Source organism: Jiangella aurantiaca (assembly GCF_004349105.1).
Classification (GTDB): domain Bacteria; phylum Actinomycetota; class Actinomycetes; order Jiangellales; family Jiangellaceae; genus Jiangella; species Jiangella aurantiaca.
Map to the genome: position 1 here is coordinate 1 of NZ_SMLB01000035.1, position 15728 is coordinate 15728.

At 72.1% G+C, this 15728-nt stretch carries 13 protein-coding genes; 4 read left to right on the forward strand and 9 right to left on the reverse strand.

Annotated elements, in window-relative coordinates:
• On the reverse strand, positions 1-843 hold an 843-nt coding region (locus tag E1262_RS20900), incomplete at its 3' end, for a right-handed parallel beta-helix repeat-containing protein (protein ID WP_203454121.1).
• Between the two features lie 147 nt (positions 844-990).
• On the opposite strand from E1262_RS20900, the gene E1262_RS20905 reads away from it, so the two are divergent.
• From E1262_RS20905 to E1262_RS20915, 3 genes are read left to right on the forward strand one after another with little or no spacing between them, the layout of a single operon-like run.
• On the forward strand, positions 991-1458 hold the full coding sequence (locus tag E1262_RS20905; RefSeq protein ID WP_132105166.1) for a VOC family protein: 468 nt from the start codon (positions 991-993) through the stop codon (positions 1456-1458).
• Positions 1459-1462: 4 nt separating this feature from the next.
• A complete protein-coding gene (locus E1262_RS20910) occupies positions 1463-1804 on the forward strand; it encodes a YciI family protein (RefSeq protein ID WP_132105168.1) in 342 nt (113 codons plus the stop codon).
• Entirely contained in the window at positions 1801-2997 is a 1197-nt protein-coding gene (locus E1262_RS20915) for an RNA polymerase sigma factor (RefSeq protein WP_132105170.1), read from the forward strand. Before E1262_RS20910 ends, E1262_RS20915 begins: the two co-directional genes overlap by 4 nt.
• 3 nt (positions 2998-3000) lie before the next feature.
• On the opposite strand, the gene E1262_RS20920 is transcribed toward E1262_RS20915, so the two are convergent.
• From E1262_RS20920 to E1262_RS20950, 7 genes are all read right to left on the reverse strand, one after another.
• Complete coding sequence (locus E1262_RS20920) at positions 3001-3735, reverse strand: alpha/beta fold hydrolase (RefSeq protein ID WP_203454122.1); 735 nt, start codon at positions 3733-3735, stop codon at positions 3001-3003.
• A gap of 130 nt (positions 3736-3865) precedes the next feature.
• Positions 3866-5191, reverse strand: coding sequence for a glycoside hydrolase family 36 protein (locus E1262_RS20925; protein ID WP_132105174.1), 1326 nt, complete (start codon positions 5189-5191; stop codon positions 3866-3868).
• A 32-nt stretch (positions 5192-5223) separates the two neighbouring features.
• Positions 5224-6057 carry a carbohydrate ABC transporter permease gene (locus E1262_RS20930; protein WP_132105176.1) on the reverse strand — a complete coding sequence of 278 codons (834 nt, stop codon included), beginning with the start codon at positions 6055-6057 and terminating at the stop codon, positions 5224-5226.
• Complete coding sequence (locus E1262_RS20935; RefSeq protein WP_132105178.1) at positions 6050-6934, reverse strand: carbohydrate ABC transporter permease; 885 nt, start codon at positions 6932-6934, stop codon at positions 6050-6052. Before E1262_RS20935 ends, E1262_RS20930 begins: the two co-directional genes overlap by 8 nt.
• Positions 6931-8214 (reverse strand): ABC transporter substrate-binding protein, encoded by a 1284-nt coding sequence (locus E1262_RS20940; protein ID WP_132105180.1) that lies wholly within the window; start codon positions 8212-8214, stop codon positions 6931-6933. The genes E1262_RS20935 and E1262_RS20940 overlap by 4 nt, the downstream gene beginning before the upstream one ends.
• Positions 8211-10745, reverse strand: a complete 2535-nt coding sequence (locus tag E1262_RS20945; protein WP_162606015.1) for an NPCBM/NEW2 domain-containing protein — start codon at positions 10743-10745, stop codon at positions 8211-8213. The genes E1262_RS20940 and E1262_RS20945 overlap by 4 nt, the downstream gene beginning before the upstream one ends.
• On the reverse strand, positions 10738-11967 hold the full coding sequence (locus E1262_RS20950; RefSeq protein ID WP_203454123.1) for an ROK family transcriptional regulator: 1230 nt from the start codon (positions 11965-11967) through the stop codon (positions 10738-10740). The genes E1262_RS20945 and E1262_RS20950 overlap by 8 nt, the downstream gene beginning before the upstream one ends.
• A 65-nt stretch (positions 11968-12032) precedes the next feature.
• On the opposite strand from E1262_RS20950, the gene E1262_RS31780 reads away from it, so the two are divergent.
• A complete protein-coding gene (locus E1262_RS31780) occupies positions 12033-12905 on the forward strand; it encodes an AraC family transcriptional regulator (RefSeq protein ID WP_132105184.1) in 873 nt (290 codons plus the stop codon).
• 107 nt (positions 12906-13012) lie between these two features.
• On the opposite strand, the gene E1262_RS20960 is transcribed toward E1262_RS31780, so the two are convergent.
• Positions 13013-15670, reverse strand: a complete 2658-nt coding sequence (locus tag E1262_RS20960; RefSeq protein WP_132105186.1) for a glycoside hydrolase family 97 N-terminal domain-containing protein — start codon at positions 15668-15670, stop codon at positions 13013-13015.
• Positions 15671-15728: the final 58 nt, after the last annotated feature.

A 15728-nucleotide genomic window follows, 5' to 3' on the forward strand; every position in this document is an offset into this window, starting at 1 on the left:
GAACCCACCCTCGGCCTGCGCCGGCGAATCCGCCTGCACGTTGTCGGTGATGACGTTCCCGACGACGAGGTTGTCGCGCTGCGGGACGAACGCCTCCTGGTAGTCCGACGTCAGCGTGAGCCCGACCCGGTTCCCGGCGAACCGGTTGCCGGTGATCAGCACCCCGCCGGAGGCGTTGGCGTTCTCGAACCCGACGGCGTTCCGCTCGGCCACGTTGCCCGTGACGACGGCGTCGCAGTCCTCGCACTGGCCCAGGTAGAGGCCCGAGTCCGCGCCACCGGACGCGTAGCTGTCCACGATCGCGCCATGCTGGGAATGGAACGCGTAGATGCCGTACAGGCCGTTGTTCGTCGCGGTGACGTTGCGGACCTCGTACCGCTGCAGCAGCTCCTCCTCCGGCGCCTCGCTCGAGTAGCCGTCGCCGGGGACGTTGCCGGACGCGTCGTGCACGCCCGAGATCAGGACGCCGGCCAGCGTGTGGCGGGTCGCGGTGAGGTTCTGCACGCGGACGCCGTCGGCGATGCCGAGGATCCCGATCGCCCGCTCCCCCTCGCCGTCGACGACGACGGCGTTGCGGTCGGCGCCGCGGATGGTGACGTCCGGCTTGTCGACGACGACGGCCTCCGGGTAGGTGCCCGCGTCGACCAGCACCATGCCGCCGTCGGCCACGGCCTCGACGGCCGCGGAGATCGTCGCCGCGTCCGCCGGCACCCGCACCAGCTCCGCGCCGCCGCCGCTCGACGGGCTCGCGTCAGACGAGTCGCCGTCGTTGGAGTCGCCGGAACACCCCGCCACGACGAGGGCGAGGACGAGCAGGGCCGAGTACCGGAATCGTGGTCTCACGGCCGCACCGTAACCAGGCCGTCACGCCGCCCGCCGCGGGTTCGGCCGAAATGTGATCAGTACGCCAGCCGGCGGGTTGTCGTATCGGGCCACCCGCCGTTCGTCTCGTGGGTAGAACGGCCGACAGATCGCAGGAAGGATGACGACATGACCGCGCTACCGATTCCCGACACCTACCGCCGGATCACCCCCTGCCTCGTCGTGCGCGGAGCGGCGCAGGCACTGGAGTTCTACGCCGACGTGTTCGGCGCGACCGAGCGCATGCGCTTCCCCGGGCCGGACGGCACCGTCGCGCACGCCGAGATCGTGATCGGCGACTCGGTGCTCATCGTCGAGGACGCGTCGCCGATGCTGGGCACCGAGCCGCCGCCGGAGGGCGGGCTGCCCGGGTCGCCGGCGTTCCTGTTCCTCTACGTCGAGGACGTCGACGCCGTCGTGGCCCACGCCGTCGAGCGGGGCGCGACGCTGAAGCGGGCGCCGGAGGACCAGTTCTACGGCGACCGCGACGGCTACGTCATCGACCCGTTCGGGCACGGCTGGACCATCGCGACGCACGTCGAGGACGTCTCGCCGGACGAGCTGGGCCGCCGGCTGGCCGCGATGCAGGGATCCTGAGCAGATGAAGTACGTGCTGCTGTTCGTCGACACCGAGCAGTTCTCCGCCGACCTCGAGGCGATGACGCCTGACGACCGCGCTCGCGCGTTCGCCCGGGTGGACGAGTGGATGGCCGAGCACCGTCACCTCATCCGCGGCGGCAGCAAGCTGCAGGACGCCCACACCGCCACCACCGTACGCCTCGACGCCCCGGAACCGATCGTCACCGACGGCCCCTTCGTCGAGGGCAAGGAGGTGGTCAGCGGCTACCTGGAGGTCGACGTCGCCGATCTGGACGAGGCGCTGCGGATGGTGCGAACCTGGCCTGGCTGCCCGGTCGTGGAGATCCGGCCGCTGGAGTCATGACGACCGACCCGGCACACGACCAGCTGGCCCGCGTGGTGCGCGAGCACGCGGGCCGGCTCGCGGCCGCGCTCGTCCGGCTGATCGGCGACTTCTCGGCCGCCGAGGACCTCGTGCAGGACGCCGTCGTCGCGGCGCTGCGGTCCTGGCCGGTCGACGGCATCCCGGACCGGCCGGACGCGTGGCTGTTCACCGTCGCCCGGCGCCGCGGCCTGGACGTGCTACGCCGCGAGACCCGGTACCGCGAGAAGCTGGCCCAGGTGCAGTGGCCGGTTCCGCCGGAGCCGGACGAGCGGCTGCGGCTGATCTTCACCTGCTGCCACCCCGCGCTCCTCCGGTCCGCGCAGGTCGCGCTGACGCTGCGAGTGGTGTGCGGGCTGACGACGGCGCAGATCGGGCGGGCGTTCCTGGTGCCGGAGACAACGGTGGCGCAGCGGATCACCCGGGCGAAGCGGAAGATCGCCGACGCCGGCATCCCGTACCGGATACCGGCCGGCGAGGATCTGCACGGCCGCGTCGGCGAGGTGCTCACCGTCGTGTACCTCATGCTCAACGAGGGCTACCTGTCGACGGCGGACGCGGTGCACTCGCAGCGGCTGGTCGAGGATGCGGAGTGGCTGGCGGCGCTGCTGCACGAGCTGCTGCCCGACGAGCCGGAGGTGGCCGGGCTGCTGGCGCTGATCAGGCTGCACCGGGCCCGCTCGGGCGGCCGGTTCGACGCCGACGGCGGCCTGGTGCTGCTGGCCGATCAGGACCGGTCCCGCTGGGACCACGCGGCCATCGCCGACGCCGTCGCGCTGCTCACCCGCGCCGCGCGGCGGCATCAGCCAGGCCCGTACCAGCTGCAGGCCGCCATCGTCGCCTGTCACGCCGAGGCGGCGCGCTGGGAGGACACCGACTGGGAACAGATCGTGCTGCTCTACGACATGCTGCTGCACCTCGCGCCGTCGCCGGTCACCCGGCTGCACCGGGCCGTCGCGCTGCGCTACACCGCCGGTCCCGCGGCGGCCTTGCGCGAGCTGGACGACCTGGCCGATCGGCTCGACGGCTACCACCTCTTCCACGCGACGCGGGCCGGCCTGCTGCGCGACCTCGGCCGGCCCGATGAAGCCCGCTCCGCCGACCAGCGAGCGCTGCGGCTCACCCGCAACCCCGCCGAGCAGGCGATCCTCCACGAGCGGCTCCAGTGGACGTGAGACTCAGGCCCGGTAGAACTCCGCCAGTCGCGGCGCCAGCAGCGCGGGGTCGGCGACGTGCCCGGCGACCTCCATCACGAGCCGCTGGGCGTGCGGCAGGCTGGCCGCGGCGGCGTCAGCGGCGGCGCCGAAGAAGTCGACCGGCAGCCCGGCCGAGTGCGGGTCGACCGTCGAGCCGGTCGACAGCAGTACCGGCTGCGCGATCATCGCCAGCCGGTCCGCGGGCGGCGGGCCGTCGCCCAGGCAGGCGGCGTCGTAGCGCAGGGTCGGCGCGAGTTCGAGCAGCGCCGGCCAGACCGGCGCCGCCGCCGCACCGGCGATGTCCTCGTCCGACGAGCCGGCCAGCCGCATGAACAGCCGCAGCGCCTGGTCGCGGTCGCCGGCGTCCAGCGCGGCGGTGACGTCGGCGACGTACTGCTGCCACGACCGGACCATCGGGTCGCCGACGAGGTACGGCACCTCGTGGACGGCGATCCGGTCGATCGGCAGCCCGGCAGCGGCGGCCTCCAGCGCCAGCGCACCGCCGGACGACGCGCCGAACAGGTGCGCTCGTCCGCCGGCCGCCTCGATGACGGCGGCGAGGTCCTCGATCTCGCGCTCGACGGCGTACGGCGCGGTATCGCCGCTGTCACCCCGGCCGCGGCGCCGGTAGTTGACGACGGCGAACTCGGTGGCGGCGAGCTTCTCCCCCAGCGGCACACTCTCGCTGCCGTCGTCGAGCCCGCCCCCGACGAGCACCAGGGCCGGGCCGGCGTCGCTCAGGCGGCGCCGCCCGCCTTGTTGATCTTGGAGAAACCGGGGAATCAAACGGACAAATCACCCGGCAATTGCCCACTCTCTCCAAGATCAACTTGGGAGGGGCGGGCGGTCAGCGGGTCAGCAGCCGACGGGTGGTCGCGAGGCCCCAGTCGTCCAGGCCGAGGAGGCGGTCGCTGCTGACGACCGCGCCGCCGACCTGTTCGACGTGGGTGGCCCAGGCCTCGCGGTTCTCGACCTTGGCGCCGACGATGAGGCAGTCGGGGTCGTTGGCGAAGAACACGCCGTTCATGAACTGCCGGCCGTGGGCGCTGAGCATCGCCGCCGCCTGGCTGGGCGAGCACATGTCGCCGTCCTCGGGGGCGAAGCTGTGGCCGGTGTCGGCGCTGACTCGGATGGAGTCGACCAGGCCGACGGACGGGAGCACCGGGGCGCCGCAGCCGAGGATGTGCGCCGACGGCCCGACGGCGTCGCGGATGAGCCGCAGGCCGTCGCGGTAGGCCGTCACCGGATCGGCCCCGGACGCCCGCGAGCCCGGGATCGCCCCCGCCGCGATGAAGTCGATCTTGAAGTAGTCGATGCCCCACTCGGCGAAGGTCGAGAAGACGGTCCGGATCCACTCCGCGGCCGCGGGGTGCGACAGGTCGACGGAGTAGAGGTCCTGGTTCCAGTTGTGCCCGGCGTGCAGCGGCCCGCCGTGCGGGTGCCGGAGCAGCCAGTCGGGGTGCTCGGCGGCCAGCCGGGACCGCGCGCCGGCGAAGAACGGGGCCAGCCAGATGCCGGCCCGGCGGCCCTCGCCGCGGATCGTCTCGACCAGGCCGCGCAGGTCGGCGAAGCCGTCCGACGGGATCAGCCAGTCGCCGATCTCGGCGGAGTAGCCGTCGTCGATCTGGACGACGTCGACCGGCAGGTCCAGCGTCCGCATCGCCTCGAGGTTCTCGACGATGTCCTCGCGGCGCACGTCGCCCCAGTACTCGTACCAGGAGCACCACGCCGTCGGCGCCGGCTTCGGGGCCGCCAGCCCGGCCCCCGAGGCGGCGGACACCGCCCACGACCGCAGCGCTGCCTGCACGTCGTCACCGGGAACGACGGTGACCCGCACCGGCCCGTCCGCGCCGATCACCACCGACGACCCGGACACCGCCGCCTGCACCCGGACCCCCGTCGTGAACGGGTCCGCCGCCGCCACGACATGCACCGAGCCCGCGCCGTCGGCCACGGAGAGGACCCCCTCGCTGAAGTACCCGTCGGGGCCGGGCTGCGAGGACTGCCGGTAGTTGAGCATCCGGTTCCGCTCCGACGTCGGCCGGTGCGGCCGCGTCCCCAGCGGGTAGACGGACGTCGGGCTGAACGACTGCCAGCCGTGCTCGAAGACCTGAGCTCCGTCGGAGGAGACGGTCAGCTCGTGCACGACGTCGAATCCGGGCGAGAGTGTCATGGATCGGAGAGTCTTTCGTCGTAGGGCGGCCGTCAGGCCTTGAGTCCGGACATCGCGATGCCGCGGATGAACTGTTTCTGCAGCAGGACGAAGACCAGCACCATCGGCAGGATCGTCAGCAGCGAGCCCGCCATCAGGACGGGGTAGTCGGTGCCCTGGGCGCCCTGCAGCGTCGCGAGGCCGACGGGCAGCGTCATCCGGTCCGGGATGGTGTTGACGATCAGCGGCCACAGCAGGTCGTTCCAGGAGAACAGGGACGTGAGGATGGTCAGCGCGGCCAGCGCCGGCCGGCACAGCGGCAGGACGATCCGCAGGTAGATCTGCCACGGGTTGGCGCCGTCCATGCGCGCGGCCTCGTCCAGCTCCGGCGGCAGCGTCCGCATGAACTGGTACAGGACGAAGACGCCGAACGCGCTGAACGCGCCGGGCAGCGCCAGGGCCTGGATCGAGTTCAGCCAGCCCATCGTCCGGATCACCTCGTACTGCGGGATCACGAACAGCTGCGGCGGCACCATCAGCACGACGAGGAAGCCGGCCAGCAGCGGCCCGCGGAACCGGAACCGCAGCCGGGCGAACACGTACGCCGCCAGCGACGCCACCAGCAGCTGCCCGACGACCCGCAGCACCAGCGCGAGGACGCTGTTCACCGCCATCGAGCCGACCGGGACGACGTCGAAGAAGGCCGAGTAGTTCGACCACTGCGCCGACTCCGGGAGCACCGTCGGCGGCACCCGGGTCGACTCCCCCAGCGTCTTCAGCGACGTGAGGAACTGCCAGATGAACGGCGACACCATGAGCAGCGCGCCGGCCATGAGCACGACGTGCGTCACCAGGTGCCGCGACGCACGCACCCGCGTCTTACGCATAGGTCACCCACCGTCGCTGCAGGCGGAACTGCACGGCCGTCACCGCGAGCGTCACCACCAGGGTGACCAGCGCGATCACCGCACCGAGCGGCCGGTCGTTGCGCACGAACGCCTCCTCGTAGAACAGGTAGACGATCGTCTTGGAGTCGGCCAGCGCCGGGTTCGTCCGGCCGAGCATGATGAACAGCAGGTCGAACATCTGCAGCGACCCGATCACCGACAGCACCGACACCAGGAAGATCGACGGGGTCAGCAGCGGCACCGTGACGGAGAAGAAGCGGCGCACCGGCCCGGCGCCGTCGAGCATCGCCGCCTCCTCCAGGGTCTGCGGCACCGCCTCGAGCCCGGCGGCCAGGATGATGAGGTTGGTGCCCAGCGCCATCCAGATCCCGACGACGGCGACGGCGTACAGCGCGGTGTCCGGGTCGGCCACCCACGCCCGGGTCGGCCCGCCGACGGCGTCGAGCACCTCGTTGAGCAGCCCGAAGTCGCCGTTGTAGATGTAGCGCCAGACCATCGCGACGGCCACCGGCATGGTCACGACGGGGATGAAGTACAGCGTGCGGTAGAACGACCGGCCGCGCAGCCCACGCTGGTGCAGGAGGGCCGCGACCACCATCGCGATCGGCACGCCGAGCAGCACGATCGCCGCGTACACCAGCGTGTTGACCAGCGCCCGCCAGATGTCGTCGCCGTCGAAGAGCCGCTGCCAGTTCCCGAACCCGGTGATCGTGTACCCGGTGAACGCGGTGCCCTCGGAGAAGCTGAGCAGGACGGTGCGCAGCAGCGGCCACAGGTAGAAGATCACCAGGCCGGCGAACGGCACCGCGAGCAGGACCGCCGCCCACGCGTTGTCCGGGTACCGGTTCGGCCTCATTCCTGCGCCAGCGCCTCGTTCATGGCGTTGGCCAGGTTCCCGGCCGCCTCCTCGACGGTCTGCTCACCGGTCCACGCCGGCGTGAGGAACTCGCCCTCACGGCTGGCCCACGCGTCGGTGTTGCGCGACACCGGCAGCACGACGCCGTTCTCCGCCTGGTCGAGGAAGGCCTGCAGGTTGAACTGCGGGAACGCGTCGACGAACGCCTCCTGCGTGCCCTCGTAGGACCCGATGACGGTGCCGGTCTCGCTGGAGATCCGCGACGCCTCCTCACCGCTGAGGAAGACGGCCAGCCGGGCGGCCTCCTCCGGGTGCTCGGTCGAGGCGAGCGCGACGTTGCCGATGCCGTTGATGATGGTCGCCTCCTGGGCGCCGCCCGGCAGCTCGGTGACGTCGAAGTTCTGCGACGAGTACTCGTCGTTGGCGAACCGGATCGCGTAGAAGGAGCCGGTGGTCAGCATGGCCAGCCGGCCGGACATGAACTGGGCGACGGACTCGGTGTCGGCGAACGACTCCAGCGTCGGCGACACGTGGTGGACGTTGATCATGTCGGTCCAGAACGTGATGCCCTCGATCGCCTCCGGGCTGTCATAGCCCGACGTCGTGCCGTCCTCGGAGATCACCTCACCGCCGGCCTGGTAGATCGTGTTGTAGTACGTGGCCTGCGGGTCCATCGGCGCCCCGATGCCGTACACGCTGCCGTCGGGCTTGGTCAGCGCCTTCGCGGCGGTGATGACGTCGTCCCAGGTCCAGTCCGGGGTCGGGTAGGCCACGCCGGCCTCGTCGAACAGCGCCTTGTTGTACCAGAGCCCGATGGTGTCGAAGTCCTTCGGCAGCGCGTACGTGGTGCCGTCGTCGACGAACAGGTCGACCAGCTGCTCCGGGTACTTCTCGATGTCCAGGCCGGACTCTTCGAACGCGTCGTCCAGCGGCAGCAGCACGCCGCCGTCGATGTACTGGCCGATCTTCGCGCCGAGCATCCAGGCGACGTCCGGGCCGGTGCCGCCGGCGGTCGACGTCTGCAGCGTGCTCCAGTAGTCGGTCCACGGGATGATCTGGATGTCCACCGTGACGCCGGGATTCTCCTCCTCGAACACGTCGAGGATCTGCCGGATGGCCGGCTCCTGGTCGGGGGAGAACGTCGCGAAGGTCAGGTTCACCTCCTCGCCGTCACCGCCGCCGTCCGAGCCGCCGGCCGAGGCGCCGTTGTCGCCGCACGCGGCCAGCGTCAGGACCGCCGCCGCGGCCGCCAGGCCGATCAGGGTCTTCGTCGACTTCATCGTGTACCTCTCTCTACGTTCATCGGGGAGAGCGTGATCCAGGGGTCGATCCAGTCCACGTGCGCGGGCTCGGCACCGGCGGCCGCATCCTGGACGACCAGTCGCAGCCGGGTGACGCCGGTGAGATCCACGTCGAGCTCGTGCGCGGGTTCTCCGGCGGCGACCTCGACGGTGGTCAGGACGCGCCCGTCGCCGACGACGGCGCAGGTCGCCGTCGTGCCGGCCGGGCTCTCGTCGTCGACGCCGACGGACGCGGTGAGCCGCGCCTCGGCGCCGTCGAGCACCCAGGTGACCTCCGACGGGGCACAGACCCCGAGTCCCTTGGGGTGGTGCACACCGGCCACGGACATCGGCCGGCCGTCGGCGGGGTTGCCCTCGCCGTTGGACATGTCCCGCTCGACCGGGCCGCTGCCGTTGGCGGCGGCGACGGGGGTGAGCGCGACGAGCGACGCGGGCTGGGCGCCGAGGGGGCTGACGACGCGCACATGCGCGAGGGTGGAGCGCCGGGCGCCGAGCGGGTCCCCGGCGTGGACGGCCAGGACGGCGACGTGGCCGGGCTCGGTGTCCGCCGGGACGGTGACCGACCAGGCCACGGACCCGTCGGCGGCCCGCGGCCGGGCGAGCCGGGGCGCGTCCCAGCCGGGCGGCACGACGAGGTGCGGCTCGGCGCCGGTCACGACGGCGGCGATCTCGACCGGCTCGCCCGGCCCGCCGCGCAGGATCGCGTCGGCGACGGTGACCGCCGGCTGCGGCGGACGGGGCGGGCGGGTGTATCCGGACGGCACGAGCAGGACGACCGCCCCGCCGTTCGGCCGCAGCGTGAGGTCGACGGTGTCGGCGGCGGTGACCGCTCGGGTCTCCTGAGTGAGCCGGTCGTTGTCGTCGTCGGTGATGACGGTCGCGGCGTACGCGGCGCCGGCGTCCAGGCCGAGCGTGCTGAGGTCGACGCTCACCGTCTTCGGCTCGCCGAGCGCGGAGAGAGCGCCCGCGAACCACTCCGCGCCGGAGCGACGGGCCAGCACGACGTACTCCCCCGGCCGCCCGGCGAGCAGGCGGGTCTCGTCCCAGGCCGCCTGGATCCGCTCGATCGCCGCCTCGGCGATCGGCCGCTTCGCGTACTCGTCGACGTCATCGGCGAAGTTCAGGAGCCCCGACTCCAGCACGACGGCCAGCGCCAGCTCGTGCGCCTCGGTCGTCAGCCGGGCGGCGGCCGAGAACGTCACCGGCGTGTAGTCGGCCGAGCCGACGACGTTGCGGGTGAACGGGACGATCGTGTTGTGCTCCGGCGTCAGCGGCTCGCTGTAGAAGACGTAGTACTCGGCGCCGCGGACCGCCTCGTAGCTCATGACGTGCGGATACGTGCGAGCCCAGCCACGCGGGATGACCGAGCCGTGGAAGTTGATCATCAGGCCGACCCGGGCGCACTCGGCGATGACCTCGTCGTACCAGCGGTACCGCTCCTGCGCCTCGGACTCCATGAAGTCGACCTTGACGCCGGCGATGCCCCACGACGCCCACTCGGCCAGCTTGCGCCGCTGCTCCGGCGTCGCGAGGTGATCCCAGACCACCCAGACGAACACGCCGACGCCGCGCTCGCTGGCCGCGGCGACCAGCTCCGGCATCCAGACGCCGTCCCAGCCGCAGTCGACCAGCACGTACTCCCAGCCGCGGGCGGCGGCGTAGTCGAGCATCCGCAGCTGCTTGGACAGCTGCGCGCCGCTGTAGAAGTCCGACCACCACGACCACGCCGCGCGGCCCGGCCGCGCCCACGCCGGGACGACGCCGCCCTCGACCGGCGGCGCGAGGTCGTCGACCAGATGCGACGCGACGACGGTCGCGAGGTCGCCGAGGATCACCACCCGCCACGGCGTCGCCACGCTCTCACCCGACAGGACGACGTCGCCGGCCAGTGTGACGGCGACGGCGCCGCCACCGGCGTACCGGGCGAACGACCCGCCGTACCGGCCGTCCAAGTCCGCCTCGGTGACCAGCGCGAACGTGTCGTCCGCCAGCTCGACGAGGAACGGGAAGCCGTAGTCGCCGGGCTCCAGCGCGTCCAGCGTGCTGGTGAACCGGGTGGTCTCGTACCAGGGCGTGTAGGTGAGCGGCCAGACCGCAGCCGTCGCCGGCAACCGCAGGTCCACGTCGCCGCCGGTGACGGTGGCGCCGTCGAGGCCGCTGAGCGCGAACCGCAAGGCGACGCCGTCGGGCGCGGCCCGCAGCACGACCGCGACCTCGCCGCCGCCCGCGCAGGCGAACCGGACGGTGCGTTCCCGGTGGTCGACGGTGTGCCGGCCGACGCGCTTGCCGACGACGAGGTCGTACACCTCGGCGACCTCGCGGGTGTCGTCGGACAGGTACGTCGCGCCGGACAGCAGGTCGCGGCCGTCGGCCGTGCGCAGGTGCAGCGGCGCCGGCGGCGTGACCTGCACGCCGCCGGACAGCACCGTCCAGGTGAGCCGGCCGCGGAACCAGGTCAGCGCGACGGTGTTCCGGCCGTGCCGCACGGACCAGGTGGTGGACTCAGACACGACGAACTCCTGGACGACGGCGCACGTCGGCGGCGACGCGCTGGCGGGACGGGAAGACCAACTCCTGGATGGCGACCGCGGCGGCACCGCGGGCCCACTCCTCGAACGGCAGGTCGCGCACGTGGATGGGCACCTGGTGGGCGGCGCCGAACGCCTGCTCCGCGAACGCCTCGCGGATCGCGGTCTCGAACAGGTCGTAACTGGACACGCCCTCGCCGGCGACGATGACCCGCTCCGGGCCGAGCAGGTTGGCCACCGACGCCAGCGCCAGCCCGATCAGCCGGCCGGCCCGGGCGAAGATCGCCCGGACCCGCTCGTCGCCGGACCGGGCCAGCTCGACCGCGGTCTCGATGGTGAGGTCGTCGCGGCCGGTGGCGGCCCTGCAGCTGTCCAGCAGGGCCTTCGTCGACGCCTCGGCCTCGACGCAGCCGTGCGCGCCGCAGTGGCACTGGACGGACGGGTCGCCGAGCGGCAGGTGCCCGATCTCGCCGGCGACGCTGTGCGCGCCGCGGACCAGGCCGCCGTCGACGACGATCGCGCAGCCGATGCCGGTGCCGATCGTGACGACGGCGAAGTTCGTGATGCCGCGGCCGAGCCCGAACCACTGCTCGGCGACGGTGAGCGCCTTGACGTCGTTCTCGACGACGACGGGAGCGCCGATGGCCCGCGACACGGCGGCGCCCAGGTCGACGTCGCGCCAGCCGAGGAACGGCGAGTAGCGCACGTAGCCGGTGTCGTGGTCGATGTCGCCGGAGAGGCTGAGCCCGAGGTCGTGCGGCGCGACGACGAAGCCGGCCTCGTCGGCGCGGGCGACCAGCTCGCGGTAGAACGCGGCGATGGCGGCGACCGCGGCGTCGACGGTGTTTTCGGCCAGCGGGCGCCGCTCGGACACCCGCGGCGCACCGGCGAGGTCGCACACCACGCCGATCAGCTCGTCGCGCCTGACGATGATGCCGAACGAGCCGGTCTGCCGCGCGTGCACCCGCAGCGGGCTGCTCGGCCGGCCCATCCGGGTCTCGTCACTCGTGGCCGGCTGGTCCGGCGCGTACTCGAGGTAGCCCTCGTCGATGAGCAGCTTCGCCACCCGGGTGACGGCCGCCGACGACAGCCCTGTCTCGCGGGCGATGTCGACGCGGGCGATCGGCCCGGCGGTGAGCGCGGTGAGGAAGACGGCGCCCTCGGCCGGAGTTCCCTCGACCGGGCCGCCTCGTTGGATCGGCACGGGAGTGACGCTACGAAGACTTAATAAACTTTGTCAAGTATGTAACTCGTGCCATACTCGGAGCCGTGCCAGCCCGCGACGGTCTTCGCCCACAGCGGCTGTATGCCGTCCCGCGGCGCCAGGTCACCGCGGCGCTGACGGCGCCGGTCACCCGGCGACTGGTGGTCACCGACGCCGGCTACTCCCCCGCACCCGCGCGGTTCGAGGTTTCGCGGCCGGCCGGGTCGCGGCAGACCGTCGTCATCTGCGCCGGCGGCAGCGGCTGGGCGGACGTCGGCGGGAACCGGCACCGCATCGGGGCGGGCGCGGCGCTGGTCATCCCGGCCGGGACGCCGCACGCGTACGGCGGGTCGCCGTCGTCGCCGTGGACGGTGTGGTGGTGCCATCTGCGCGGCAGCGACGTGCCGGAGCTGGTCGAGGCGCTGGGCGCCCCGGTGGTGCCGATCCGGAACCTGGACCGCGCGGTCGCGCTGGCCGACGAGATCGTAGCGCGGCTCGCCCGCGACGAGGACTCGCCCGGCCGGCTGGTAGGCGTCTCCGGCGCTGCCTGGAAGCTGCTGACCCAGCTGATCGCGGACCGGGCGTCGGCGCCGTCACCGGCCGAGGACCCGCTGGAGCGGGCGATGGACTACCTGGCCTCCCGGCTGGACGGGACGGTTCGGGTGCCGGAGCTGGCCGCGCTGGTCGGCGTGTCGCCGTCGCACCTGACGACGCTGTTCCGCCGGGCCACCGGCGGCGGGGTCCACGCGTACCAGACGACGCTGCGGATGGAGCGGGCCCGGCTGCTGCTGACGACGACCGAGGCGACGGTCAGCGAGATCGCCCGCGACGTCGGCTACGGCGACCCGTTCCACTTCTCGCGGCAGTTCCGCCAGCTGCACGCGATGAGCCCGACCGACTACCGCCGCACCACCCCACCAAAGTTGATCTTGGAGTAATCGGCGGGTTGCGAGGCGAATTGCCCGATCAATACCCCGGATACTCCAAGATCAACGTGGGTGGGGAGCCCTCGCCGCGTGGACCGGACGAGGACTCCCCGGGTAGATCAGTTCGTGACGGTGATCCGGTCGATGTCGGGCGCCGGGCCGGATCCGCCGGCGACGGTGAACGTGTTGCTCGCGCCGGCGTTGAGGCCGAGGCCGGCGGTGACCGTCGCGGTCGCCGCCGCGCCGCCCGTCGACGGGAACTCGACGGTGACCGGCGCGCCGCCGTTGACGCTGACCTGCGCCGTGCTGTCGGCGGTCGCGGCGTAGTCGATGCGGACCGTGTGGTTGCCGGCCACGGTCGCCGTGACGCCGTTGACCGTCACCGACCCGCCGCCGCCGAGCCCCGTCACCTTCGAGCCGCCGGAGCAGCCGCCGCACGCGGCCACTGTCGCGCCACCGGCCAGCGTGTTGCCGGCCGCCTCCGCCTCGGTGCGCCGCGAGACGATGAGCGCGTCGATGTCCGGCCCGTACGCCGACGGGTTCGAGAACCGGATCGTGTTCGCCCCGGCGTTGAGCGGCACGTCGATGGTCCACTTGTTGACGAACTCCCAGCCGCCGGAGTCCTTCAGCGCCTCGGTGCTGATGACCGAGCCGTTGACCTCGATCTGGATCGACCGCGGGTCGCCGGACGTGTAGGTGAACGTCAGCTCGTGGGTGCCGGTGGCGCCGGCCATGACGTTGTTGAACTGCACCGCGCCGCCGTTGCCGAGGAACCCGACCTTGGCGCCCTTCGAACAGCCCTTGCAGTTGTCGACCAGCGCGCCGCCGGAGATGGTGTTGCCGGCTGCCTCGGCCTCATACCGCACGTCGCCGCCGCCGATCTGCGCCAGCGGGGTCTTCGACAGGTGCACGGCCACGCCGCCAGTGGCGATCATCGGCAGCGACAGCGTCGACGCGCTGGTCACCGTCTGCGTCGTCACTCCGGACACCCGCCCGTTCGCGTCGTCGCCGAAGATCGTCGCGGTGTACGTCCCGGAGCCCAGGAACGACAGCGGCACGGTCGCCGTCCGGGCCGGGTCGGTCATCGCGCCGATGAACCAGTCGTCGCCACTGCGCCGGGCCATCGTCACGTGGTCGCCGGGGAAGCCCTCGACGACGCGCGTCTCGTCCCACACCGTCGGGATCGCCCGCATGAGGTGCCGGCCCGGCCACTGCTCGTACGCGGCGGCGGAGTCGGAGTAGTTGACCATCGCCGACGTGAACACGATCGACTGCGCCAGCGTGTGCGCCTGGGTGAGGATCGAGCCGTTCAGCGAGATCATCGTCGGCGTGTAGTCCATGCCGCCGATCGGGTTGCGCACGAACGGGAACGTCGCGTCCAGCCGGGCCGTCGTCGGCGGCGGGTAGAGGTAGTGCTCGGTGCCGGCGACCGCCTCCGACGTGATTACCCATGGCCAGGTGCGGTTCTCGCCGCCCGGCTTGGTGCTGCCGTGGAAGTTCAGCATCAACTCGTGCTCGCCGGCTGCGTCACCGATCGACTGGTACCAGCCCATGACCTCCTGCGAGTCGTTGAGGAAGAAGTCGACCTTGAGCCCGACGACGCCGTACGCCTTGTGCTCGGCGACCAGCGCGTCGGCCTGGGCGGGCGTGGCGAACGGCTCGGCGGTGACCCAGGCGAAGATGTCGACGTTCCGTTGCGCGGCGTACTGCGAGATCGCCGGCAGGTCGACGTCGGGGTCGTAGCAGCAGTCGACCGTCACGTACTCGAAGCCCATCGACGCGGCGAAGTCGACCATCTGCTTCTGCTTGTCCAGGTCGGCGGCGCTGTCGCCGTCGCTGAACCACGACCACGCGGCCCGGCCCGGCTTCACCCAGTCGGCGTTCGTGCCGGCCGGCGGGTTCAGGTGCTGCACGAGGTCCGAGTTGACCAGCACGTTCAGGTCCTCGGCGATGATCGCGGCCCGCCACGGCGTCTGGAACGGGTACGTGCTGCTGATCGGGAACGCCTGATCCGGCGTCCGCTCCACGTTCAGCAGGCCGTCGTTCGCCTGGCTGCCCTTCAGCAGCGACGGCGCGTAGCCGGCGTTCGCGTTGTAGACGTTCGCCTCGGAGATCACGGTGAAATAGGCGTTGTCGTCGATGGACGCCAGCAGCGGCATGGTCAGCTCGGTGCCGTCGTTGAGCCCGGAGGCCGAGCGGTAGACGTAGTCCTGCTCGTAGTTGCCGTTCCACACCGCGGCCCAGCCACCAGTCGGCGCCGGCAGCCGGAACCCGCTCATCTCGTCCGTGATCGAGACGGCACCGCCGCCGCCCGGCAGCACGTAGCGGTAGGCGACGCCGTCGTCGTAGGCGCGCACCACCAGCTGCATCGTCTGGCCGCCCTTGGTGTAGCTGAGCACCAGCTGGTTGGCGTGGTCGCGGTACGACGGCTTGGTGCCAGCCGGCAGCGTGTAGGTCTGGTCGATGGTCGTGCGGCTCTGCGACGCGTACGTCAGGCCGCTGGAGAAGTCGACGGCGCTGGTCGCGATGCCCAGCGGCGACTCCTCGAAGATCGTCGTGGTGCCGGCGGTGACCTCGTAGGTCAGCGCGCCGGAGGGCTGCTCGTGGACGGCGAAGGTGATCTGGCCGTCGGGGGACGCCACGGTGTGCGTGGCCAGCGCCTGGGCCGGGACCACTCCGATGTCCGTCACCGTCAGCGATGCGACGACGGACGCGGTGACGGCGACGGCGGCGGCCAGGCCGGTTGATCGGCGGCGTTTCTTGGAGCCTGCGAACACGGCACTCCTCCTCGAGGTGCTGCGGTCTGCGTACGGGGGCGGGGCGCGATCCCCCGCC